This is a genomic window from Lysinibacillus sp. NPDC095746, from assembly GCF_044763535.1.
In the GTDB taxonomy this organism is placed as follows: Bacteria; Bacillota; Bacilli; order Bacillales_A; family Planococcaceae; genus Lysinibacillus.
Genome location: NZ_JBIWGL010000013.1, coordinates 32,548 through 57,307 on the forward strand (window position 1 = coordinate 32,548; position 24,760 = coordinate 57,307).

Sequence of the window (24,760 nt, forward strand, 5' to 3'; positions counted from 1 at the left end):
GAAGACTTATCCAATTCTGTGAAGGTTTGATATACATTCTTTTATACGTCGTTAAGGAAGTACAAAGAACAATACATTGCTACTTTAAACGCAAGATAAAAAAACTTCTTTTCAAAAACATAAAACTACTATAAGCGAGGGAATATGATGACATTAAAAGATAATTTAACAGAACCAATTGCGGTAATAGGTATTGGATGCCGTTTCCCAGGAGGTGTAAACTCACCAGAATCTTTCTGGGAGTTATTAAGTAATGAAGTGGACGCTATAACTGAAATTCCAAGTGATAGATGGAGTATATCAAACTTCTATAGTTCTAATAAGGTAAACCAAGGGAAATCGAATTCTATGTGGGGTGGATTTTTAGACAATGTAGATCAATTTGATGCCTCTTTCTTTGGTATATCTCCTAGGGAAGCAGCTTTATTAGATCCGCAACAACGTTTGCTTCTAGAAGTTTGTTGGGAGGCTATGGAAAATTCAGGTCAAATGCAGGAACGTTTAGCAGGTACAAATGTAGGTGTTTTCATGGGTGCTTTCACTTTAGATTATAAATTATTGCAATTTTCGGAATCTAACAGACATTTAGTAGATGCACACTCAGCTACAGGCGCGATGATGACGTTATTGGCAAACCGAATTTCTTACACATATGATTTCCGTGGGCCAAGTATTACGGTGGATACAGCATGTTCTTCATCCCTTGTTGCGTTACATTTAGCTTGTCAAAGTATAAGGAATGGGGAAAGTACAATGGCATTCGCGGGCGGTGTCAATGTAATGATTAAGCCAGAATATTTTATTGCTGAATCTAAAGCAGGGATGTTATCAGCTGATGGGAGATCTAAAGCATTTGATTCTTCTGCTAATGGTTATGTACGTGGCGAAGGAGCAGGAGTTGTATTATTAAAACCACTTTCTCAAGCAATTCAGGATAATGACCCTATCCATGCAATTATTAGAGGTAGTGGGGTTAATCAAGATGGTAATTCCCAAGGTATTACTGTGCCAAGAGCAGAAGCACAAAAACAATTATTATGTGACGTTTATGAAAAGAGTGGTATTAAACCTAATCAGGTACAGTACGTAGAAGCTCATGGAACAGGAACGCCGGTTGGAGATCCTATAGAAGCTAATTCATTAGGAAGTATTTTGGGGGCTGATAGAGTTCCTGGGGACAAATGTTATATCGGATCAGTTAAGACTAATATTGGGCATACGGAAGCTGCAGCAGGTGTAGCGGGATTAATTAAAACAATTCTTTGTTTAAAGAACCGTCAAATACCGGCTCATCTCCACCTTAAGAATGCCAACCCTGATATCGATTTTGAAAAACTAAATATTAAAGTTCCAACAAAATTAACTGCTTGGCCAGAAACTGACGTAGCAATTGCTAGTGTTAATTCATTTGGATTCGGTGGAACAAATGCCCATGTGGTTTTACAAGAATATGTACCTAATGAGACTATTCAGGACATAGAAAAAACGGAGGATCTCCAAACAATAGTTTTATCTGCACGGAATACTCAGGCATTAAAAGACTATGCTAAAGATTTCAAAAGAGCTATTTCTGATAATAAATACTCATTACGTGATATTGGGTATAACGCTATTACAAGACGTAGCCATCATAGTCATCGATTAGCTATAACTACAAATTCTGTGGATAAATTAATGGAGAAATTAGATGTATTCCTGGAAGATGGTAAAGAAGCTGGTATTGTCTCAGGAGTCGCTGATAATAAAAAATCACCTTTAAGTTTAGTATTCACTGGAATGGGTCCTCAATGGTGGGCAATGGGTAGAGAACTTCTTCAAAAAGATGATGTGTTCCGTAAAGCCGTAGAGCAATGCGACGAGATATTTAAACGTCTTTCAGGATGGTCAATAATTGATGCTATGCTAGCTGATGAACTATCATCCAAAATGGAGGAAACTGAAGTTGCACAGCCAGCTAATTTTATGCTACAAGTTGGTTTGGCTGAATTATGGAAATCTTGGGGAATAACACCTGATGCTATCGTAGGACATAGTGCTGGAGAAGTTGCAGCAGCTTATTGTGCTGGTGTTTACAGTTTAGAAGATGCAGTAAAGGTAATATACCATCGAAGTAATCTACAACAACGTACTACTGGATTAGGTCAGATGGTAGCAGTAGGATTATCTTTTGAAGAAGCCAGAATTGAAATTCTAGATCTTGATCAAATATCTATAGCTGCTATTAATAGTCCTAATGCTGTAACGCTTGCTGGGGCTCCTGAATCCCTTGATATACTTATTGAATCACTCGAAAAGAAAAAAATATTTTATAAATACCTAAATGTTAAAGTTCCGTATCATAGTCATTATATGGATCCTTTAAAAGAAGATATTTTAAATGCTCTTAAAGATATTAAAGTTCATAAACCACACACTCCAATCTATTCTACTGTAACTGGCAAGTTAATGAGTAATGACGACTTTACCGCCTACTATTGGTGGAAAAACGTAAGAGATTCAGTACTTTTTGCAGCAGCAGCGAATAACATGATTGAAGATGGTTTCTATAATTTTATAGAAGTAGGCCCACATCCTGTTTTAGCTAATTCTATTTCAGAATGCTTGTCACTTCATAACGTTCAAGGACTTATAATCCCTTCTTTACGTCGCAAAGCCGTAGATAAGGAGGTATTATTCGGATCTCTTGGTGCCTTATATACAAAAGGGTATGCTATTAATTGGGATAACATACACAAAAAGGCGGATAATACGATCTGTTTACCTACTTACCCTTGGCAGAGAGAACGCTATTGGCAAGAGTCTTTAATATCCGAACAAGAGCGACTGGGAACACATGTCCATTCATTACTAGGAAAAAAATTAAATACACCTGAGCCTACTTGGGAAAATGATTTAGATTTGAATCGCCTTCCTTATTTATGCGACCATCAAATTCAGGGAGCATATGTATATCCTGGGGCGGCATATGTTGAAATGATGTTAGCAGCATCTAAAGAATTATTTGGGTCTACTGGTTTCGTCTGTGGTGAAAGTGTTAAGTTTAATAAAGCCTTGTTTTTAACATTAGGAGAGTCTGTAAAATTAAGACTGGTTTACTCAGTGGAAAACTCAACAGTTTCTATTTATAGTCAGCCTACGGGAGTAAGTCAGGACTGGACATTACATGCTGAAGGGCAGATAAGACCGAACGTTAGTCTTAAATCTCAAAACAAAGAACTTCAGGTCTTAAAACAACGTTGTACTTTACAACTTTCCCAGGAACAATGTTATTTGCAATTCCGTAAATTCGGTCTTGAGTATGGAGAAACTTTCCAGGGTATTGAAACACTATGGCAAGGCGAGCAAGAAGCATTGGCAAAGATAAGTTTACACGAAATAATTGGAGCTCAATTGGATGAGTATGAAATACATCCTTCTATCTTGGATTTATGTTTCCAAGTACTTGCTGCTGCATTGCCATTCCAAGAGGACGAAGAGAATACGACAGTTTATATGCCTGTAGGTGTAGCAAAGGGAGCTTTACATCAAAAAGTTCGTTTAAATACAGATTTGTGGATTCATGCTTCTATTTTGAACAAAACAGAAACATCATTAGAGGGAGATATACACCTTTTTGATTCTGAAGGAAATATTATTATGGAAATTTTAGGATGTAACGCAGTTTCATTAAAGGATACAACTTCATCTAACAAATCTTTAGGAACACAAGATATATATGAATTGCAATGGCATACGCAAGTAAGAAAAGAAGCTAGTGAATTTTCTCCTGTAAAAAACGTTTCTAACAAAGGGTATTGGATAATTTTTGAAGACGAACAAAAAATAGGACATTCTGTTGCAGAAAAGCTAATTAAGGTAGGAGAGCACTGTTATTCTGTGCATCCAGGAGTTAAATACGAAAAAACAAATAATATATTTACTATAAACCCTTCAAATTCTGAAGATTTCGTTATATTAATGGATGATATACTTTCAGATTCCGCTCAATGTCGAGGAATTATTTATGGTTGGGCACTTGATAATAAAGTAACAGATATTTTAAACACAAATGGCTTAAATAGAGTGGAAGAATTGGGTTGTGTTGGTTTGCTTCACCTTGTTCAATCTATTGTTCATAAGCAGCTTCCAGATAATGTTCGTTTATGGGTAGCAACGACTGGAGCACAGCAAGTAGGTACGGACGGTTTGAATAATGTAGCTCAATCAGCTGTATGGGGGCTAGCAAAAGCGATTGGGCATCAGGAACATATGAATTTATGGGGAGGAATTATAGATTTAGATGATTCCTTGTCAGTTGAGAAAAATAGTAATCTATTATTTGAAGAGATTTGGAATACAGATGGAGAAGATCATGTTGCCTTTAGACAAGGGGAACGTTTTGTTGTTCGGTTAGAAGAAGATGTTCAACTTAATAAGCCACTTCCAATAGTATTCAGACCAGATGCAAGTTACTTAATTACTGGTGGTTTTGGTGGTTTAGGGTTATTAACGGCTCGCTGGATGATTAAAAAAGGCGCTAGGCATTTAATTTTAATGGGCCGTGGAAAATTCCACAATCGCTTAGATTGGGATAAAGTAGATATCGATAGTGTAGAAGGGAAGCGTATTACAGCTATAAAAGAGCTAGAGTCGCTGGGTGCTACTATCCATATAGCTACTGCTGATGTATGTAATAAGAGTGAAATAGAGAAATCTCTGCTTCAATATTCTGAAGCTGGATGGCCAGAAATCCGTGGAGTAATCCATACAGCCGGGGTAGCTCGACCACAATTATTATATCAAATGAATCAGCAACAATTTACCGATGTTCTTCGACCAAAAATGATTGGCGGATGGAACTTACATGAACATTTTGAAAACCAATCACTAGATTTCTTTGTTCTATATTCATCCATTGCATCTGTTGTAGTTATGAGTGGACAGGCTAATTATTCAGCGGGCAATGCATTTTTAGATGGATTGGCACATTATCGAAGATCTCGGGGAATGCATGGATTAAGTATTAACTGGGGGCCGTGGCTAGAATCTGGGATGGCTACACAGCTTGATTTGCTAAATTACTTTGATAATCGCGGTTTATATTCGATGACAAATGATCAAGGGCTTGAGGCACTTAACCAATTATTATGTCAGAATAGAGCGCAATTCAGTGTAGTAGGAGCAGATTGGCCAAAAGTAGCCGATAAAAACTATCCTCTTGGAAATGTACCTCCTATCATTGCCGAACTTGTTAATAAACATAGAGAATTACAAAGTCACACGGATAATTCAGAAGATAATTCGCAAGACTTTTTGAATAGTTTATTACAATTAAAGGATCGTAAGGAACAGCTATCACAACTTGAAGCACACATTATGGAATTATCTTGTGCCGTGTTGCGTTTAAATCGTACACAGATAGAAGTAAATGTACCACTTAACGCTTTTGGTTTAGATTCCATGATGGCAATGGAGTTGAAAAATACAATTGAAGCAAGTCTTCAGGTTACTATTGCTGTTGTAGATTTATTACGTGGGGTAACTTCACAAGAGTTATCAATGAATATTATGGAAATGCTAGATAAAAAGCACAACTTAATCCAAGATGAAGAAGTAGAACAGATTATTTCGGATTTAGGAGAACTTTCAGAAGACAAAATAAACGATATTATTAGTTTAGTCGCAGCTGGGAGGGATCAAGTTGAATAAGTATCTTGATCAGATTGGAACACTTACAGATGAACAGAAAGCTTTGCTGGTAAATCAACTTAAGTCAAAGTTAATTGGCCGAGAAATCCCTAAAACTGAAAACCATACTTTATCTTTTCCTCAGAAAAGATTATGGTTTTTAAGTCAATTAGATCCTGAGAGCTCTGCTTACAATATTCCTTCTGCTTTTCTGTTATTGGGAGAGCTTGATATTGATGTTTTGCAGGCTTGTTTCAAAGAAATAGCTAATAGACACGAAACACTTCGTACAAGTATTGTTGAAGATAGGAACGGTGAACCTATAAGAAAAATAACGTCCGAATCTTCAGTGATGATGGAATTTTTAGATTTAAGAGAATTGCCTAAAGACGTACAACGTCAAGAGCGAAATAGAATCGTCAATGAGGAAATTCAAAAACCATTTAATTTAAAAGATGACTCTTCTTTATGGAGAGTCGTTTTACTTCAATTGAATGATGATGAACACTACCTAGTAGTTACAATGCATCATATTATCTTTGATGGGTGGTCCGTTACAGTATTATTACAAGAGCTTAGTGAGTTATATGAAGCTTTTATCAACAACACACCTTCTAAATTAAAGAATCTTACAATGCAATATTCTGACTACGTGTCATGGCAACAGAAGTATTTGACTGATGAACTTTTTCAAGAACAGCTAACATATTGGAAAACAGCCCTCGAAGGCTCTCCGCCTGTTTTAGAACTACCGACGACTTACTTACGTCCGGCAATACAAACTTTTAAGGGATCCTCATATGTTTTTGAGTTATCAAAAGCAACAAGTGATAATTTGAAAAAATTATATAATTCTGAAGAGTCGACAGCTTTTATGGCAATGCTTACAGTGTTTTATACCTTGTTATATCGTTACACTGGACAAGATGACATTATCGTTGGTGTTCCTATCTCAGGAAGAAACCGAAATGAATTCCAAAAGTTAATAGGTGTATTTGTTAATACTTTGCCTCTTCGTGTAAGGCTGTCTAGAAATTTAAGCTTTAAAAATTTACTTAAGCAGGTGAAGGAAGCTTCTTTAGAAGCTTTCTCTCACCAAGATGTTCCTTTTGAGAGTATTGTTCAGAATGTAGCTCCTGAAAGAAGCTCAAGTCTTAACCCGCTTTTTCAGGTTTTATTCACATATCAAAATGCGGTTCCAAACTATCGACTTAATAATGTATTGATGAATTATCAACCTATAGATGGTGGTACAGCAAAGTTCGATTTGTCTCTTGATATTTTAGATGGCGGAGATATTTATCCACAGAAATGCATTTTGGAGTATAATACCGATCTATTTGATAGTACCTTTATTTACAAAATGGCAGAGCACTTCCAGATTCTACTAGAAAAAATTCTGTCTGAACCTGATAAGCCAATTGGTGAAATAAATTATTTGACAACTGAGGAATTGAATCAATTAAAGTTATGGAATGGAAATATCATTGATTTCCCTAAAGATGAAAACGTATGTACATGGTTTGAAAAACAAGTTGAGAGAAATCCAGATGCAATAGCCATCGTTTTCAAAGATGAATCCATGACCTATAAGGAGCTTAATGTAAAAGCGAATCAACTTGCATCTTTGATTTTGAAACAAAAGGAAGCGGAGGATTCAATTATTGGGATATGTTTGCCTAAATCAATGGATTTAGTTATATCCGTTTTAGGGGTATTAAAAACAGGCCTAGCTTATCTACCAATGGATTCTTCATATCCAAGCGATCGACTACATTACATGCTCAAAGATTCCAAGGTAGCTACTATTATCACTAATAAAGTGCTTAATAGTTCGCTCTTAGCTGAATCGAGCCTAAATACTATTGTTGTTGACGATACACAGGTAAAAGAGAAGTTAAATCAAGAAAAATCTACAAATAAGCCAATTAAGATTAACCCAGATAGTTTGGCTTATATCATCTACACATCTGGTTCTACAGGTCTTCCGAAAGGGACTATGGTAAGCCACAATAATTTGGTGCACACTTTTAATGGCTGGGAACATGAATATCAGTTAATGAATAATACGCATGCCCATTTACAAATGGCCAGCTTTTCATTTGACGTATGCGTTGGTGACATTGTTCGTGCGCTATGCTCTGGCTCAAAATTAGTGTTATGTCCAGAAGAAGTTTTATTAGACCCAGAACAACTATATCAACTTTTACTTCATGAAAAAATTGATTGTGCGGAGTTCGTCCCTGCAATTATTCGTAGTTTGTTACAGTACTTAGAAGATAGTCAACAAAAATTAGATTTTATGAAGTTAGTCATTGTCGGCTCAGATAGTTGGAAAATAGAGGAGTATCAGAAACTTTGTAATTATTGTGGGGCACAAACAAGGGTTATTAACTCTTACGGCCTAACAGAAGCAACAATTGATAGTTCTTACTTCGAGTGTGCTAATAATCAATTACAATCCAACGATTCATTGCCTATCGGTAAACCGTTTCCTAATACCCAGCTACTGATCTTAGATGAATACCGTCAGGTAGTTCCAGTTGGCATTCCAGGTGAATTATACGTCTCAGGTGATGGAGTTGCTCAAGGCTATCTCTATAGAAAAGAGCTAACTTCTGAAAGATTTATATTATTATCTGATGAATCAGGAACAATGAAAAGGGCATATAAAACAGGTGACTTAGCTAAATATTTACCAGATGGGAATATTGAATTAATTGGACGTTCAGACTTTCAAATAAAGATACGTGGTTACCGAATCGAATTAAATGAAATTGAAAACAACATACTCCAGTATCCGGGGATTACTCAAAGTATTGTAGTTGTCAGAACCGGTAATTCCGAATTGCAGAGCTTAGTAGCTTATATTATTTGTCAGAAAAATAGTGCAGTTTCTATTCGGGATTTAAAAAGTTATTTAAATACGAAACTACCCGATTATATGGTTCCATCCTATATTGTTTTGTTAGACGCATTTCCATTAACCAATAATGGCAAGATTGATCGGAAGCGACTACCAGAACCAGATATTACTGAATGGAATATGCTTAATGAATACACACCAGCCCGAACGCTTACAGAAGAAATTTTGGTTGATATATGGAAAGAAGTATTTGGTGTTTCTAGAATTAGTGTAAATGATGATTTTTTCCAAATAGGGGGCTACTCTTTACTTGCCATGAAAATAACGGCACAAGTAAGGAAGATTTTTAAGATTGAATTTTCGTTGCAAACTTTATTCAACTTTACAACAATTTCGAAATTGGCTATTGAAATTGATAATCTAAAAGGGAAAAATCAAGAGTACTTTGATGATAAGCAGCTACTTCCAGTTATTAAACCTAATCTACAAGACAGATATGAGCCATTCCCACTAACTGATATCCAACAAGCATACTGGATTGGACGTAATGATGTATACGAATTAGGTAATGTTGCTACACATAGTTATGATGAATATGAAGCACAATATTTAGATATTAATAAGTTCGAGGAGGCATGGAACTATTTAATAAAAAGACATGATATGTTAAGAACCGTAATAACATCCGACGGCAAACAACAAGTTTATCGAAAAGTACCGTATTATCCAATTACAATAACGGATTTGCGGGGGAAAAATCCTGATGAAGTAGAAAGTGCAGTTAAAGCTACAAGGGAAGAATTATCCCATCAAGTACTAGATATTTATACGTGGCCAGTGTTTGATATAAGAATTACTCTACTTGAGGATCAAAAATCACTTATCCATTTTAGTTCAGATGCATTAATGTGGGATGTATGGAGCTTTGTTATTTTAATGAGGGAGCTAGTGACAATTTATCAAGGAAAAGAAAACGAGCTAGCACCATTGGAAATCTCTTTTAGAGACTACGTTATGGCAATTGAAGAATTCAAAAAAACAGTTAGGTATAATAATGCTCTTGACTATTGGAAAAAACGTGTTGATTCTTTACCAATGGCACCAGAGCTTCCTCTATCAAAAAGTCCGAAGGAATTAAGAAATCCACAATTTGTACGTCTTCACGAGAGTTTAGATTTTCAGTCATGGAAGAGATTGAAATCAAAAGCAATGAAAGCGGGAATTACTACCACAGGTATTTTGTTAGCTGCATTTACGGAGGTACTAAGATATTGGAGTAATAGCCCTGAATTTTCACTTAATCTAACATTTTTAAATCGAAATGCTGCACATCCTCAAGTAAATGATATTGTAGGAGAGTTTACATCAGTTAATTTATTGGCAGTAACAAATTCGAATGAATGCTCATTTATTGAGCGCGCAAGGAAGATCCAAGCTGATTTATGGAGTGACCTTGAAAATCATTATATTAGTGGTGTTCAAGTGCTTCGTGAAATGACAACGAAAAAAGGAGGCGCCTTTGAAGCAAAGATGCCAGTTGTCTTTACCAGTGCGCTAGTTGTTCCAATACCGGAGGAAAAAGATGTCCCGTTCCCTATTAAACCTGTGAATGTAAATGGTGTTACACAAACTTCCCAAGTATGGCTAGATTGCGGCGTTTGGGATGATCGTAACGGACTTTATTGTAATTGGGATGTAGTTGAAGAAATTTATCCCCCAGGCTTTATTCGTAGCATGTTTTCAACATTTTGGTCGTTAGTTACTCGACTTGCGAATGAGGAAGAGATTTGGAATCAGCAAGTTATTCCATTAATTCCTCTAGAACAACTTGAACTAAGAAATGATATTATTTTGCATGAAAACATTGAGTCGGCGGATCTTTTACATTCACTATTTAATCAAAAAGCGAAGAGTCAACCTAATTCTCCTGCGATTATCAGCAGCCATAAAACAATGACATATGATGAAGTTTATAAATGGTCCAATAAAATAGGCAGATTTTTAAAGTATAAAGGAACCCAAACTAATCAATTAGTAGCTATCTTTATGGAGAAAGGGTGGGAACAAGTTGTCGGTGTACTTGGTATTTTACAATCTGGTTCAGCATACTTACCTATTGATCCGGCACTTCCGAATGAACGTATTCTATATCTTCTACGTTCTACGGGTGTAAAAATTATTCTTACCCAATCAGGAATGAAATCTCAAATAGAATTACCAGAAGAGATATCTATTTACGAAGTAAATGAGCAATTTTTGTCAGATTGGTCTGACGAACCGTTGCCATTCGTTCAAAGTCCTGATGATTTAGCCTATGTAATATTTACTTCTGGTTCCACAGGTGATCCAAAAGGAGTGATGATTACTCATTCTGGTGCAGTAAATACCATTATTGATATAAACAGCAAGTTTAATGTAACGGAGAAAGATCGTGTGATTGCACTTTCAGCCTTACATTTTGACCTATCAGTCTATGATATATTCGGAAGTCTTGCCGCAGGTGCCAGTATTGTCATACCTGATGCAGATGCCGGGTTTAATCCAAAGCATTTGGAATGGCTTTTGAGCATTGAGAAAGTTACAGTGTGGAATTCAGTCCCTGCTTTAATGGAGATGTTTATGAATCATTTATCACAGAAAAATGGATATGCTGATAATCTTAGACTAGTTATGCTGAGCGGGGATTGGATAGCAGTTTCGTTGCCAGAACTTATTCGTTCGTATTCATCTACAGAATTAATTATAAGTTTAGGAGGTGCAACTGAGGCTTCTATTTGGTCTATTTTCTACCCTATTGAAAATTTGCAAGCTAGTAGTAAAAGTGTACCCTACGGAAAAGCGCTTTCTAAACAAAAAATGCTTGTCTTAAATGAGTCACTAGAACCTTGCCCTGATTGGGTTACAGGACAAATTTATATAGGTGGTATAGGATTGTCTACTGGATATTGGAAAGACCAAGTTCGAACAAATGAGAATTTTATCTATCATCCTAAGACGAAAGAACGTTTATACCGAACAGGAGATTTGGGTAGGTATTTACCAGACGGTAACATTGAATTTATAGGTAGAGAAGACTTTCAAATAAAAATTAATGGATATCGTATTGAAATAGGTGAAATTGAATATATGTTACTTCAACATCCTGCGATAAAAGATGTAGTTGTTACTGTTGCTGACGAAGGAACAACTAAAAGACTTTTGGCTTTTTATATACAGGCCCATGGAGAAACTGTCGAGAGAAGAAATTTACGAACATTTCTTATTCAAAAATTACCCGAATATATGATTCCAAAAAATTATATAAAAGTTGATAAATTCCCTTTAACTTCAAATATGAAAGTAGATCGTCAACTTCTAATAAGAAATGTAGATGTAGAGAGTTTAACAATTAATTGTTACGAAAAACCTCGGACTGTAGTAGAAAAAAAAATAGCCGAAATATGGTCTAGTTTACTTGCATTGGATAAAATAGGCGTACATGATAGCTTTTATGAACTTGGAGGAGATTCTTTGCAATCAATGAAAATGATTGAGGAAATCCGAGAAACTTATCAAATCAATTTCCCTTTAAGGGCGTTATTACAAACCAGTACAATTGAAGAGATGGCCACTTATATTGAAGAGCAATTGGAAATAGAAAACAATTCGGTTAAAGCAAGGTCGTCTGAAGGGAATGTTAAAAATGAATCAGTTAACTCTCATTAAGTACAATCCATGGATCGTTACTTTTAAAGCTATAAAGGCACCACGTCTACGCCTTTTTTGCTTCCCTTTCGCTGGGGGGAATGCCCTAACATATAAAGATTGGGGTGACTATTTACCTGAAGATGTTGAGGTATGCTGTATTCAATTACCTGGTAGAGGGAATCGATTGATCGAGAAGCCAATTTCTAATCTTCCGAATCTTTTAGAAGCACTCGAAGAAGCATTTTTGTCGTTTATAGATGATGTTCCTTTTGTATTTTTTGGACATAGTATGGGCGCATTAATAGCCTTTGAGTTCACCCGTCATTTGGAGAAGCGTCATGGTGTTCGTCCAGATTGTTTATTTGTCTCTGCTCACAGGGCACCACATTTACCACGGAAATCTTCAACTTTTTATCATACTCTACCAAATAATGAACTTTTAGAAAGGTTGAAGAGTCTAAATGGAACACCAGATTGGTTCTTTGAAGAGCAAGAACTTGTTCAACTCTCTTTACCTATGATAAAAGCTGATTTAGAAATATGTGAGTGCTATGTTTATGAACAAGGGCCGTCTCTAAAAATTCCTATTATTGCGTTTGGCGGAACGCGAGATAAAGAGGTGAGTGAAGAGAGTATTTTGCAGTGGGGAAAAATAACAAATTCATCCTTTCAAATGTTTTTGTTACCAGGGAATCATTTCTTTTTAAATAGCTCGCAGGATCGTCTTCTTTCTGAGATATATAAATATATACGTACCATATAAAAGTCGTGTATAAATGGATAATCCTTGTTAGCAGGATTTTAAAGAGCTTCGAAAATAGAGGGAAACATGGATCCTATATGCTCTAAACAACTTTTCTATCAAAAAGCGAGGGATATTTTTGAGTGATAATGAAAAATATGAACGTTCGATAAAGAGAGTTCGAGCATTGAAGAGTTTTTATATCCACTTATTTGTATATATAATTGTCAATTTAGGATTGATAATTATTAACTTATTCTCTTCACCGGGAAGCTTATGGTTTATTTATACTTTACTAGGTTGGGGAATCGGAATTGTAGCACATGGTATTTCAGTATTTAGTAGAGGCAAGTTTTTGGGGGAAGAATGGGAGAAGAGGCAGTTAGAAAAATATATGAATAAAAAATAAATTCAACTTTAATAATAAGTAATTTCGATTTACCTAGACGTTTCAAAAGCTCAATGTTTTTGAAACGTTTTTCTTCTATTTAGATGCATAAAAAGGATTTGTTGAATAGTTATCTCGGTAATTTGGACTGGAATTCCACTTTCAATTACTTTTTCAGTTACTTAATTCGAAGTGTTAAGTGCTTGATGTATCTAAGAGGCAAAAACTTAAATATGCAACTTATTAAAGAAAATAAACACCTTGTAGTTAATTTAATACATTTCATTTAGATTTTTAATTTTATGGAAAATTAAATGGTATCATTATTTTAGTGGCATGGAGGTCTAGATGAAAATAAAGATAAATATCGAAAAGCAATATGATGAAATAGAAGTACACATTTATGCAAATGAATATAACGCTGAAATTGAACAGTTGATGAAACAATTAAAAAAGAATGAAGTTAATGTCATTGATGGGTATAGGGATAATGAAATTCACATGTTAAAAACGAATGATATTTACTGTATCTATGCAGAAGGTATAAAAGTTTTTTTTCAAACTGAAGAAGAAGAATTTGACTCAAAGCGGAGAATTTATGAATTGGAACAATTACTTGGCGACAAATTTGTGCGTGTCAATAAATCAACTCTTGTTAATATTTCTAAAATTACCTCTATACAATTAGGGCCACTTGGATCAACACAACTATTTTTAGAAAATGAGATTTCCGTTGTTGTGAGTCGAAATTATTTAAAGAAACTAAAACAAGCACTCGGTATTGGGAGGAATTAACAATAAAAATTATACAAAATGGGATAATTGGACTTCTTATTGGACTAAGCACGTCCTATGTAATATTAACACTGGGTAGTGTTGCGAACCCAGATAGTTTAATTAGTGGTCAAGATCTATTAAGAGAGCTATTGACTGCAGCAATTATGGGTATTTCGATTGGCATTGCAACACTTATATTTGAAACGGGAATTGTGTCTTTCAATGTTCAATTAACACTTCATTTCTGTTTTGTTACTATTTGTGTCTTTGTCGCAGGATTGGTCGGCTCTTGGTTTGAATTATCAAAATGGCATACCATCTGGCCAGTTTTTTTAATTGAAGCCATCGCCTATATCATTATTTGGATTCTATTATGGCTACTAACAAAGCGTGAAGTAGATGAAATTAATAACTTATTACAAAATAGAAAGAGAGGTTAGTTAAATGGAATTAGTAATTGACGTGAAAAATTTAAGTAAGAAATACGGTTCACATGAAGCAGTAAAGGGAATTTCGTTTGAGGTAAAGAAGGGTGCATTATTTGCATTTTTAGGGACAAATGGTGCTGGAAAATCTACATCTATTGAAATGTTGTGTACATTGTTGGAAAAAACTTCAGGAGATGTAAAAATTAATGGTGTGACTCTAGGTAGTCGAACAAATAATTATTTAATTCGAAAAGCAATAGGGGTTGTTTTTCAGCAAAGCATTTTGGACGCGCGTCTAACAGTGAAAGAAAATATCTTACATCGAGGTAACATATATAACTTGACAAAAAAAGAATTACAAGAAAACTGGGGATTTGTAGATCGCTATTTACATTTAGAAGATATTGCGAAGAAAAAATATGGGACATTATCTGGCGGTCAAAAGCGACGTGCAGATATTGCAAGAGCAATTATTCATAAACCAACTATTTTATTTTTAGATGAACCCACAACAGGCCTTGATCCACAAACACGCGTCTTTGTTTGGGATGCAATTAAAAAGCTACAAGAAGAAACGAATATGACGATTTTTTTGACTACTCATTATATGGAAGAAGCTGCTGTAGCAGATGAAATAGTAGTAATGAAGGAAGGAAAAATCGTGTCTAAAGGTACACCAAATACATTAAAAGAGCAATATACATATGATGAATTATTTGTCTTTTTTAATAACGGTGTAGATGGTTCATCATTACTAACACAAAACAATCTTAATTTTGAAGAGAAAAATGGTGAGTACCGCGTACGTGTTCAATCTACCATTCATGCACTTGATATTTTAAAAGAACTTCAGACTTTTATCAGCTCATTTGAAGTAAAGAAAGGTTCGATGGACGATGTATTTATTCGTATCAATGAGGAGGTGCCATTAACATGAACACAATGTTGAATTTGGTTAGTAGGCATAATAAAGTATTTCGACGTGATCGTATGCTTGTATTTTTTTCAATCTTATCAGTGATTATTGTTATCATGCTGTATGCAATTTTTATTCAAAAAACACAAGTAGATGCCATTGAACAATTAGTACCAGCATCGGATCAATTGAAAACTATGGTGAATGAATGGATGGTTGCAGGCTTACTCTCCATTATTGCTGTAACTACGACGTTAGCAGCTCTAGGTATTTATATAAAGGACTTAGAGACAAAAGTAATGGCAGATTTTTTAACAACTCCTAATGCACGTGCAAAAATTCAATTAAGCTATGTTATCAATTCCTTGCTTATTGGCTTTGTTTTATCGCTTATTGGGTTAATTGCATGTCAATTATTTATTGTGTTCATGGGCGGATCCTGGTATACGTTTGAAAAAATAGTTCAACTCATTGGGATTATTGTACTTGCAGTTACACTAAGCAGTGTTTTTAACCTATTTCTTACTCTGTTAGTCTCAACACAAAATGCTTTTTCAACCTTAAATACAGTTGTAGGTACCGCTATTGGTTTTTTATGCGGAGTATACGTGCCACTTGGCGCAGTACCTGATTTTGTACAAAAAATAATCATGGTATTCCCGATTAGTCATACAACAGTTTTGTTTAGAGAAGCTTTGATGCGTGATTCCCTTGATAAGGTTTTTGAAGGCGCACCTGAAGCAGGAAATAATTATGAAATTCAATTTGGTGTCCATTATGAATGGAACGATATGATTTTTTCCCCAATGCATAGTGTAATTTATATTATTGCTTCTATTATTGTTTTTACGCTTATCTCATTATGGCTATATGGTAGAAAAAACAAATAAATATTTACTTAACTTTCGCATTTAACTACACATTATGACTTCATTTGCACTTGTGGAAGAGCCACATACGACTTTACCGTATGTGGTTCTTTTTGTTAATCACATGTTTGTTACCCTTATAGGAAAAGTGTTTAAAACAAAACCCTACTATTTAAAGTTAATCCTAATGTTATAGTTAGAGTCATTGTATACAAGATTCAAGGTTTTGAACAGCTGAGAGCCAACTCGAAGGACGATACGATTTTATGCCGTTTTCCCTGTTTTAGAATAATTTATATAAAAAACGGAAAGGAATATGTGTAAAAATGTTGGAGTTGATAGTGATGGAATTTGATAAAGAGAAAGAAGTTTACTGCTACAGCTGTCGTAAAAAAACTGTATTTACTCGAAAAGATATGCATAATAAAAATGGGGTAGACAGTCACTGTAGTGAATGTTCTGGTATTTGGTTTGAATGGCAAAATCGAGCCGTGGAGAGAGAAATGGAAAAGTGGATTGAATATAATAAACGGCTCATAAATTAGCAGAGTTAAAATTAAAACCATTTCAAATTACAATACGTCAACAAGAGGAGCTAAAACTTATAAAAAGCGTTATAATATAATAGGAAGAAACTCAATAAAGAGAGATGATTTTAACATGAACGAACAATTAGAAGATTGGATTACACGTTTTCAAAAGGAGAAAGATATAGAGGCTCTCGCAAACTTAAAAGACTATTGCTACTATATGATTGAACCTTTAATTGAGGAATTTACGGAGAAATATGGTGAAGATGCTGGGGAGTTATTAAGGTTAAAGTGGGATAAGCGTTTTTATTTTATTTTTACAAAATATCAATTAAATGTTGGGTTGCCTTTAGATTCTTTTGTTAAAAATACGTACCGTTTTTATTTTATGCAGGTTTTAAAAAAGGCTGGTTATTGAATTACATATAGGGGAGTGTTTCAAATTTGAACATGGCTCCATTAAAAAATCCTTGTCTCGTGTTAAACGCGAGACAAGGATTTTTGTGTTTAATCATGCTCTTAGGCGAGAGATTAATTACCTGCAAAAGCCTGATGGGTAAGTAGGGGGATGAAGAAACCCGCCCACTGATGAAAGTTTCACTTTATTGATACATCATATCTTCTGCAAGATGGGTAAATACCTCACCGATAATGGAGTCTTCGTCATAAACGGAAGAACCTGTATTTTCCTCAGGTTGCGCAAATGGAACTTGAGCGAGGATACTTGTCTGAAGTTCATCTGCTAATTTTTCTGCGCCACCTTGACCGAATAAATAGTTCTTTTCACCATTTGAGTTTTCGAAGTAGGCCATGTTTTCAACTACACCAAGAATCGTATGTTTCGTATGTTGAGCCATCAGACCTGCACGAGAAGCAACATGAGAAGCTGCAAGGTGTGGTGTTGTGACAATAATTTCCTGTGCTTGTGGAATCATTGCTGCCATATCAATGGCTACATCTCCTGTACCAGGTGGTAAGTCTATAAGGAGATAATCTAATTCATCCCAATGTGTATTGACAAGGAAATTACGAATCCATTTGTTGAGCATTGGGCCACGCCACATGACAGGTTGATTTTCGTTTGTGAAAAAACCCATCGACATGATCTTCACACCATGACTTATTACTGGAATAGCTGTTTGGTCAATCATTGTTGGCTTTTGTTGAATCTTCATCATGGCAGGAATACTGAATCCATATATGTCGGCATCTAAAATACCTACACGTTTACCGAGACGGGCAAGAGCTACTGCTAAGTTAATCGTCACGGTAGATTTACCGACGCCACCTTTACCACTAGTAACTGCTATAAATTTGACACCAGAATCGGGTAGAAGCATTTTAGGCATACCTTTATCCGTCACTTTTTCTGATTTTAAAGAAACTGTTAAACTACGACGTTCGTCATCTGTCATAGAACCAAATGTAATGGAGACATTGGATGCGCCGATCGCTTTCAACGCTTCTTCAACATCTTGTTGGATTTTGGCTTTTAAAGGACATCCTTGAATAGTCAAAATAATATCAAGTGAGATATCCGTACCGTTGACTTGAATATTGCGTACCATATTCAAGTCAACGATGCTTTTATGAAGTTCTGGATCATCGATTTTCTGCAAAGTTTTTAAAATATGTTCGTTCGTTAGCATATTAGAAACCACCTTCCTATTTTAAGCCTTTGCCAAGCCCTTTTAAGAAGTGAACGCCAAAGTTTACAGCACGATTAACATCAGGATCGTTTAACATTTTGAACAACTTAAAGGCACTAACCTTTTCGTCCGATTCAACGGCCTTGTTCGCTTCATCTATACCGGTATTTAAACCCTCAACAAGCTTTGTTGTTGTTTCGGGATTCAGTTCAGTTAGTGCTCCCGCAACACCCATTAAGTTGTTGATAATATTCGTCACTGGCTTACGCGTTAATTGACCAAGAGCAATATGTGCAACATCCTCTTTTGCTTCAAGTAGTTTCGTAGCAGCTTCTAGCGCTCCAATATCATTTAATTCTGCCATGATTGTAAAGACCTGGTTTACCATTTCTTCATTCTCAGAAAGAAGTTGCTTTAAATTCTCTAACTTTTCTTCCTTTAGTTGTTCTTCTGTTACTTGCGCTTTTTGAATTGTCGTAATTGGTGCAGCCATGAAATCACTCCCTTTCGTTAGTTGTTAAGTGAACGTAACCGGGACGATTCCATTTACGTTGTACCTCAACACCATTTTGTGGATGACGTTTTTTATAACGCGGGTTTGTTCTAGGAAGTGGCGATTTTCCTTTTTGCTTCAATACTTCTACACGTACTTTTGTTTGTTTGTACGCCGGTGTCGATGTATTGATGTCTCCAGCTGGGCCCGTTAAGAAATTAATCGCTGAATCTTTGCTAACAGAGTTCATAGGTAAGAAAAGTTCATTTCCTTGTACGCGATCTGTTACTAGGGCATTTAATTTTAATGCGCCTTGAGGAGACACTAAACGAAGAAGAGCTCCATCTTCAATGCCGCGTTCTTTTGCTAGCTCTGGTGATACTTCAACAAAAATTTCAGGTACTTTCGATTGAATCCCTTTTGATTTATTTGTCATATTACCTTCATGGAAGTGTTCAAGCATACGACCGTTATTAATATGGCAATCATATTGCGCTTCATATTCAACCGGTCTAATCCAATCATTTAAAGCAAATCGAGCTTTTTTGTCAGGGAAGTTAAAGCCATCCTCATATAGTAATGGTGTGTCTTTACCATCATGGCTACCCCAACAGAAGCTACCCCAATTTTCTAATACATCATAGTTCGCTTGCGAGAAGAATGGAGCAAGACTAGCCATTTCAGCAAAGATTTCACTTGGGTGACTGTAATTCCAGTCAGCACCTAGGCGACGTGCTACTAATTGAAGGATTTCCCAATCGGCTTTTGATTCACCAAGTGTTGGTAATACTTGATATAGTCGTTGTACACGACGCTCTGTATTCGTGAACGTACCTTCTTTTTCAAGAGAAGGTGCTGCTGGTAAAATAACATCTGCATATTGTGCTGTACGTGAAAGGAAGCAATCTTGTACAACAAAGAAGTCTAATTGTGAAAGTACTTTATCTACATGGTTAGCATCGCAATCTACTAGTGCCATATCTTCCCCAACTAAATACATTGCTTTCATTTTACCTTCCATGATCGCATCTAACATTGCCATATTCGTACGACCTGGTTCAGGTTTGATTTTCACACCATATGCTTCTTCAAATTTCTTACGTGCTTCATCGTCTATTACTTTTTGATTACCTGGTAATAGATTCGGTAGTGTACCCATATCACAAGCACCTTGAACATTGTTGTGACCACGAAGAGGGTAGGCACCTGCACCTGGACGACGATAGTTACCAGTAGCTAGAAGTAGGTTAGAAATTGCAGCTGATGTATAGGAGCCACCTGTATTTTGTGTAACACCCATACCCCAAAGTACACATGTACCGTCAGCATCACGAATCATTTCAGCAACATTTATCAACGTTTCTTTTGAAATGCCCGTTTCTTTTTCTGCATATTCTAGTGTGTATGTTTCAAGTACATCTTTAAAATCATCAAAGAAGTGCACATTCTCTTGAATGAAGGCTTCATCATGCCAACCTTGATCGATCATATATTTTGTAACGGCCATTAACCATACTTGGTCTGTTCCTTGTTTTGGGCGCATGAAAATATCAGAACGCTCAGCCATTTCATGTTTACGAACGTCGGCAACAATTAATTTTTGACCGTGTAACTTATGGGCACGTTTTACACGAGTAGCTAAAACAGGGTGACCTTCTGCAGGGTTTGCCCCAACAATAATAACAAGGCCAGCTTTTGCGATATCTTTGATCGTTCCAGCGTCGCCACCTATACCAACTGTGCGTAGCAGGCCATCTGTAGCTGGAGATTGACAATAGCGTGAGCAGTTATCAACGTCGTTTGTTTCGAACAGTTGACGTGCCATTTTTTGAATTAAGTAGTTTTCTTCGTTTGTAATTTTTGAAGAAGAAATAAAGCCGACAGAACCAGAACCGTGTTCTTTTTGAATGCCACCTAGTTTAGAAGCAATTAAGTCAAGAGCTTCATCCCATGAAGATTCAACAAATGCATCATTTTTACGAATTAATGGTTTTGTAATTCGTTCTTCAGAGTTGATGAAGTCCCAGCCGAATTTTCCTTTTACACAAGTAGAAATAGCATTTACAGGACCGTCAGAAGGTTGCACTTTTAAAATTTTGCGGTCTTTTGTCCAAACTTCGAATGAACAACCTACTCCACAGAAAGTACAAACTGTTTTTGTTTTCTTCGTACGTTTACTACGCATAGCAGCCTCGACTTCAGAAACAGCAAAGATACCACTATAGCCAGGCTCTACTTCCTTAATTAAACTAATCATCGGATCTAATGTTTCTTGCTTAAGCCCAGTCATAAAACCAGCTTCACCAAGCATTGATTTTTCCATTAAGGCATTACATGGACAAACGGTAACACATTGCCCACAGCCTACACATGAAGAATCGTTAATGGCAACGCCTTCATCCCAAACTACTTTTGGTCTTTCAGCTTCCCAGTCAAGAGATAATGTTTCGTTAACTTGTAAGTTTTGACAAACCTCTACACATTGTCCACATGCGATACATTGGTTTGGATCATATCGATAAAACGGGTGCGACATATCTACTTCGTGTGGTTCAACTTTTGGTTGATACGGATATTTTTGATGTTCGATTTCCATTAATTCTGCTGTGTTGTGTAATGTACAATTTCCGTTGTTATTATCGCAAACTGTGCAGTACAGCAAATGATTTTCTAGTAGACGATCCATCGCCTCTGTTTGTGCAGCTTTCGCTTTATCAGAAGTAAGTTGGATATCCATGCCGTTTACTGCTTTTGTTGAACAAGAGCGAACTAATTGTCCATTCACTTCGACGATACATGTATCACAAGTTTCGATAGGATCAACAGCTGGTACATGACAAATTTGTGGATGGGCGATGCCATTTTGATTAATGGTATCAAGTATTGTAGCCCCCTCTGCTACATCATACGGTTGGCCATTAATTTTAATTGTAGTCAAGGTATTTTCCTCCTTTTGCTCTTTGAGACTTATTTGACAACAGGTTAATACTTAGGATAAATCGGGAATAGAGTTACGAGTTTTATTTTGATTGTCTAGTTATAATGTCATTTCCCAATTTGTCCAATTTCTACACCAACATAGATGAAGAAACATTAATTATTAGTTGTCGATGTTGATATTGCTCAAAAATAAAAAAATCCACCATGAAAAGGCATGTACTAACATGCTATTTATTCATGGTGGATAAAATTCTTAACAGGCCTTGCTAAAAATTCAATCAACTTTTATTTTTTATTCAATATAACTATAGAATATAAATATTAAAACCACCATGCCTATAGTTCAAACTTATTTGTATGAAACCATGACATAGGAATCAAAATACTTTCATTCCATATGTAATACCAATTATTATAGCCTTTTCAGCCAAAATGGACAATAATAATAATAAAAATTATCGATTGAGAATAATTATCATTGGATATTTTCTCTTTAATTTTTATTTAAGTTGCTATATTATTAACAAACTGTAAGGGTGACCCCCATGAACATAGGAAAAAAAGATTAATTACGTTGGGAGATCGTTAAAATGTCAAAAAAAGTGCATGAGTTCAACGACATTATTCGAAAACTACGCAAAGATATATTTGGAAAAGGACCAGAGCGTATTCATACAGTTTTCGTAGAGAACATGGCTGTCTCAACTTTATATGGTAATATCACACCGACAGAAAAATTTATTGCGAGTACGCCTGAAGGGTTAAAAATGGTTCATGCTGCACGTACAAGAATGATTCAAGATTTGTATACTAAATCACCTCCAGACGGCATGGAAGAATTGATGGGCACTAAGTTACTCCATTTATTTTCAGATATCAAAATTGAAGAAGATTTTGCTATTTCTGTCTTTGTTTTTGAAGATAATATTAGCGAATAAAGGGGATGCCATATGGAACGTGCAGTAACTAGAGAAATAATACGTGTTGAAGGTAATCAAATCAAAGAAATAGAAGATACTGTTGTCACAGAATATGCGGTCACAGTGAAGATTAATGAGCAAGAATTCGTGACGATGGTTTGCACACCAGAGTATGTAGAAGATATGGTTATTGGCTATTTGGCTTCTGAACGAATTATTCGCGATTACGAAGATATTGAAGCCATTTGGCACCAAGAAAAAGAAGGGTTTGTGCATGTTAAAACAAAGCGTGTGAATCCTTACTTTCAACAAATTCAAAATAAACGTTACATTACTTCTTGTTGTGGCATGAGCCGCCAAGGGTTTGTTTTTGCTAATGATGCATTAGTCGCTAAAAAAATGGAAGGCATTCATGTGCGTATTACAACAGATGATTGTTTTCGTTTAATGCGCGATATGCAAGATTTGGCTGAAACATTTAAACAAACTGGTGGTGTTCATAATGCCGCGCTATGTGATACGAATGGTGTTTTATTAAGTAGAATGGATATTGGGCGCCATAATGCCTTAGATAAAATATATGGTTATTGCCTAAAAAACAAAATTAGCATTCAGGACAAAATTATCGTATTTAGCGGAAGGATTTCATCTGAAATTTTACTTAAAGTATCGAAAATTGGCTGTGAAATTGTACTGTCCAAATCGGCTCCAACAGAATTAGCATTGCAATTAGCAGAGCAACTCGGTATTACGACGGTAGGCTTTATTCGTCAAAATACACTTAATATTTATACACACAAAGAACGTATTCACTTACCAAAAAGTTAATCGCTCTAACAAAATGAAAGGAAGAGATTAAAATTACTAGTCTACAAGACCAACTACACAGACCATTAAGAGATTTAAGGATATCAGTGACAGACCGTTGTAATTTTCGTTGTCAATATTGCATGCCTGCAGAAGTATTTGGTCCAGATTATGCTTTTTTACCGTCCGAAAAAATATTGAGTTTTGAAGAAATCGAGCGATTGGTAAAGATTTTCGTTTCATTAGGTGTAAAAAAAGTACGCATTACTGGTGGTGAGCCTTTACTTCGTCGTGATCTGCCGACATTAATTGAACGTATACATCGCATAGATGGAGTAGAAGATATTGCCTTAACGACCAATGGCACATTGTTGAAAAAATATGCCAATGAATTGGCGAGAGCAGGTTTATCACGAGTAGCTGTTAGCCTAGATTCTCTAAATGAAGAACGTTTTTTCGAGATGAATGGCCATCGAGGAAAAGTGAAAACGGTATTAGAAGGTATAGAAAAAGCGGCAGAAGCGGGTTTACAAGTGAAGATCAATATGGTCGTTCAAAAAGGGAAAAATGAGCAAGATATCATTTCGATGGCAGAATATTTTAAAGAGAAACAGCATATTCTGCGCTTTATTGAATATATGGATGTCGGTAATTCGAATGGTTGGCGGCTGGATGAAGTTGTGTCGAAGAAAGAAATCATTGACCAGGTCAACCAATTTTCCCCTTTGCATCCTGTTGACCCTAATTATAAAGGGGAAGTGGCTACACGTTATCAATATGAGGATGCTCAGGGCGAAGTTGGCGTGATATCATCTGTAACAGATTCTTTCTGCTCCACTTGTTCGCGTGCCCGTATTTCGGCAGAAGGAACATTATATACTTGTTTATTTGCAACAGAGGGAACGAATCTACGAGATTTGTTAAGGTCTGGGGAAGATGATGAAACCATCACCCAACACATATCGAATGTTTGGGAAAATAGAAAAGATCGCTATTCCGATGAACGAAATGAACAGACAATGGAAAAAAGGAAAAACTCAAAAATTGAAATGTCACATATCGGTGGGTAGACGAAATAGAG

Annotated in this window: 16 protein-coding genes; 13 read left to right on the plus strand and 3 right to left on the minus strand. The window is 35.8% G+C overall.

What is annotated here, in order from left to right; translation table 11 throughout:
* Window positions 1-147 precede the first annotated feature (147 nt).
* From ACIQ7N_RS11390 to ACIQ7N_RS11435, 10 genes are all read left to right on the plus strand, one after another.
* Complete coding sequence (locus ACIQ7N_RS11390) at window positions 148-5,688, plus strand: type I polyketide synthase (protein ID WP_402932042.1); 5,541 nt, start codon at window positions 148-150, stop codon at window positions 5,686-5,688.
* Entirely contained in the window at window positions 5,681-12,238 is a 6,558-nt protein-coding gene (locus ACIQ7N_RS11395) for an amino acid adenylation domain-containing protein (RefSeq protein ID WP_402932044.1), read from the plus strand. The genes ACIQ7N_RS11390 and ACIQ7N_RS11395 overlap by 8 nt, the downstream gene beginning before the upstream one ends.
* Window positions 12,216-12,983: a thioesterase II family protein gene (locus tag ACIQ7N_RS11400; RefSeq protein WP_402932046.1), complete on the plus strand. Its 768-nt coding sequence runs from the start codon at window positions 12,216-12,218 to the stop codon at window positions 12,981-12,983. The genes ACIQ7N_RS11395 and ACIQ7N_RS11400 overlap by 23 nt, the downstream gene beginning before the upstream one ends.
* A 118-nt stretch (window positions 12,984-13,101) precedes the next feature.
* Window positions 13,102-13,371, plus strand: coding sequence for a 2TM domain-containing protein (locus ACIQ7N_RS11405; protein ID WP_132357055.1), 270 nt, complete (start codon window positions 13,102-13,104; stop codon window positions 13,369-13,371).
* Between the two features lie 327 nt (window positions 13,372-13,698).
* Entirely contained in the window at window positions 13,699-14,145 is a 447-nt protein-coding gene (locus ACIQ7N_RS11410; RefSeq protein WP_402932048.1) for a LytTR family DNA-binding domain-containing protein, read from the plus strand.
* Window positions 14,146-14,156: 11 nt separating this feature from the next.
* Entirely contained in the window at window positions 14,157-14,567 is a 411-nt protein-coding gene (locus tag ACIQ7N_RS11415; protein ID WP_483869815.1) for a DUF3021 family protein, read from the plus strand.
* Between the two features lie 4 nt (window positions 14,568-14,571).
* Window positions 14,572-15,492 carry an ABC transporter ATP-binding protein gene (locus ACIQ7N_RS11420; protein ID WP_132357052.1) on the plus strand — a complete coding sequence of 307 codons (921 nt, stop codon included), beginning with the start codon at window positions 14,572-14,574 and terminating at the stop codon, window positions 15,490-15,492.
* Window positions 15,489-16,361, plus strand: a complete 873-nt coding sequence (locus ACIQ7N_RS11425; RefSeq protein ID WP_402932051.1) for an ABC transporter permease — start codon at window positions 15,489-15,491, stop codon at window positions 16,359-16,361. Before ACIQ7N_RS11420 ends, ACIQ7N_RS11425 begins: the two co-directional genes overlap by 4 nt.
* 323 nt (window positions 16,362-16,684) lie before the next feature.
* Window positions 16,685-16,885, plus strand: coding sequence for a hypothetical protein (locus tag ACIQ7N_RS11430; protein WP_132357050.1), 201 nt, complete (start codon window positions 16,685-16,687; stop codon window positions 16,883-16,885).
* A 115-nt stretch (window positions 16,886-17,000) separates the two neighbouring features.
* Window positions 17,001-17,288, plus strand: coding sequence for a hypothetical protein (locus tag ACIQ7N_RS11435; RefSeq protein WP_323653232.1), 288 nt, complete (start codon window positions 17,001-17,003; stop codon window positions 17,286-17,288).
* A 184-nt stretch (window positions 17,289-17,472) separates the two neighbouring features.
* Here ACIQ7N_RS11435 and ACIQ7N_RS11440 read toward each other — a convergent pair whose 3' ends face one another.
* The 3 genes from ACIQ7N_RS11440 to fdhF are packed head-to-tail and all read right to left on the minus strand — an operon-like array spanning window position 17,473 to window position 21,950.
* The gene (locus tag ACIQ7N_RS11440) at window positions 17,473-18,519 is read right to left on the minus strand and encodes an Mrp/NBP35 family ATP-binding protein (RefSeq protein WP_402932054.1); all 1,047 of its coding nucleotides are present in this window, start codon (window positions 18,517-18,519) and stop codon (window positions 17,473-17,475) included.
* Window positions 18,520-18,535: 16 nt separating this feature from the next.
* Window positions 18,536-19,012 (minus strand): helical membrane plugin domain-containing protein, encoded by a 477-nt coding sequence (locus ACIQ7N_RS11445; RefSeq protein WP_402932056.1) that lies wholly within the window; start codon window positions 19,010-19,012, stop codon window positions 18,536-18,538.
* A gap of 4 nt (window positions 19,013-19,016) precedes the next feature.
* Complete coding sequence (fdhF, locus tag ACIQ7N_RS11450) at window positions 19,017-21,950, minus strand: formate dehydrogenase subunit alpha (RefSeq protein ID WP_402932058.1); 2,934 nt, start codon at window positions 21,948-21,950, stop codon at window positions 19,017-19,019.
* Between the two features lie 592 nt (window positions 21,951-22,542).
* Here fdhF and ACIQ7N_RS11455 point away from each other — a divergent pair.
* Genes ACIQ7N_RS11455 through moaA form a run of 3 tightly spaced genes read left to right on the plus strand, consistent with a single transcriptional unit; the run spans window position 22,543 to window position 24,749 of the window.
* Window positions 22,543-22,890 carry a Na-translocating system protein MpsC family protein gene (locus ACIQ7N_RS11455; protein WP_132357045.1) on the plus strand — a complete coding sequence of 116 codons (348 nt, stop codon included), beginning with the start codon at window positions 22,543-22,545 and terminating at the stop codon, window positions 22,888-22,890.
* Between the two features lie 12 nt (window positions 22,891-22,902).
* Complete coding sequence (fdhD, locus tag ACIQ7N_RS11460; protein ID WP_402932060.1) at window positions 22,903-23,700, plus strand: formate dehydrogenase accessory sulfurtransferase FdhD; 798 nt, start codon at window positions 22,903-22,905, stop codon at window positions 23,698-23,700.
* A 26-nt stretch (window positions 23,701-23,726) separates the two neighbouring features.
* A complete protein-coding gene (gene moaA, locus ACIQ7N_RS11465; RefSeq protein WP_402932175.1) occupies window positions 23,727-24,749 on the plus strand; it encodes a GTP 3',8-cyclase MoaA in 1,023 nt (340 codons plus the stop codon).
* Window positions 24,750-24,760 lie beyond the last annotated feature (11 nt).

What these genes read in the sequence shown, in the direction of transcription:
- ACIQ7N_RS11390 (WP_402932042.1), top strand. Translation starts at nt 148, where the DNA reads ATGACATTAAAAGATAATTTAACAGAACCAATTGCGGTAATAGGTATT.
- ACIQ7N_RS11400 (WP_402932046.1), top strand. Translation starts at nt 12,216, where the DNA reads ATGAATCAGTTAACTCTCATTAAGTACAATCCATGGATCGTTACTTTT.
- ACIQ7N_RS11410 (WP_402932048.1), top strand. Translation starts at nt 13,699, where the DNA reads ATGAAAATAAAGATAAATATCGAAAAGCAATATGATGAAATAGAAGTA.
- ACIQ7N_RS11420 (WP_132357052.1), top strand. Translation starts at nt 14,572, where the DNA reads ATGGAATTAGTAATTGACGTGAAAAATTTAAGTAAGAAATACGGTTCA.
- ACIQ7N_RS11425 (WP_402932051.1), top strand. Translation starts at nt 15,489, where the DNA reads ATGAACACAATGTTGAATTTGGTTAGTAGGCATAATAAAGTATTTCGA.
- ACIQ7N_RS11430 (WP_132357050.1), top strand. Translation starts at nt 16,685, where the DNA reads ATGGAATTTGATAAAGAGAAAGAAGTTTACTGCTACAGCTGTCGTAAA.
- ACIQ7N_RS11435 (WP_323653232.1), top strand. Translation starts at nt 17,001, where the DNA reads ATGAACGAACAATTAGAAGATTGGATTACACGTTTTCAAAAGGAGAAA.
- ACIQ7N_RS11440 (WP_402932054.1), bottom strand. Translation starts at nt 18,519, where the DNA reads ATGCTAACGAACGAACATATTTTAAAAACTTTGCAGAAAATCGATGAT.
- ACIQ7N_RS11445 (WP_402932056.1), bottom strand. Translation starts at nt 19,012, where the DNA reads ATGGCTGCACCAATTACGACAATTCAAAAAGCGCAAGTAACAGAAGAA.
- ACIQ7N_RS11455 (WP_132357045.1), top strand. Translation starts at nt 22,543, where the DNA reads ATGTCAAAAAAAGTGCATGAGTTCAACGACATTATTCGAAAACTACGC.
- fdhD (WP_402932060.1), top strand. Translation starts at nt 22,903, where the DNA reads ATGGAACGTGCAGTAACTAGAGAAATAATACGTGTTGAAGGTAATCAA.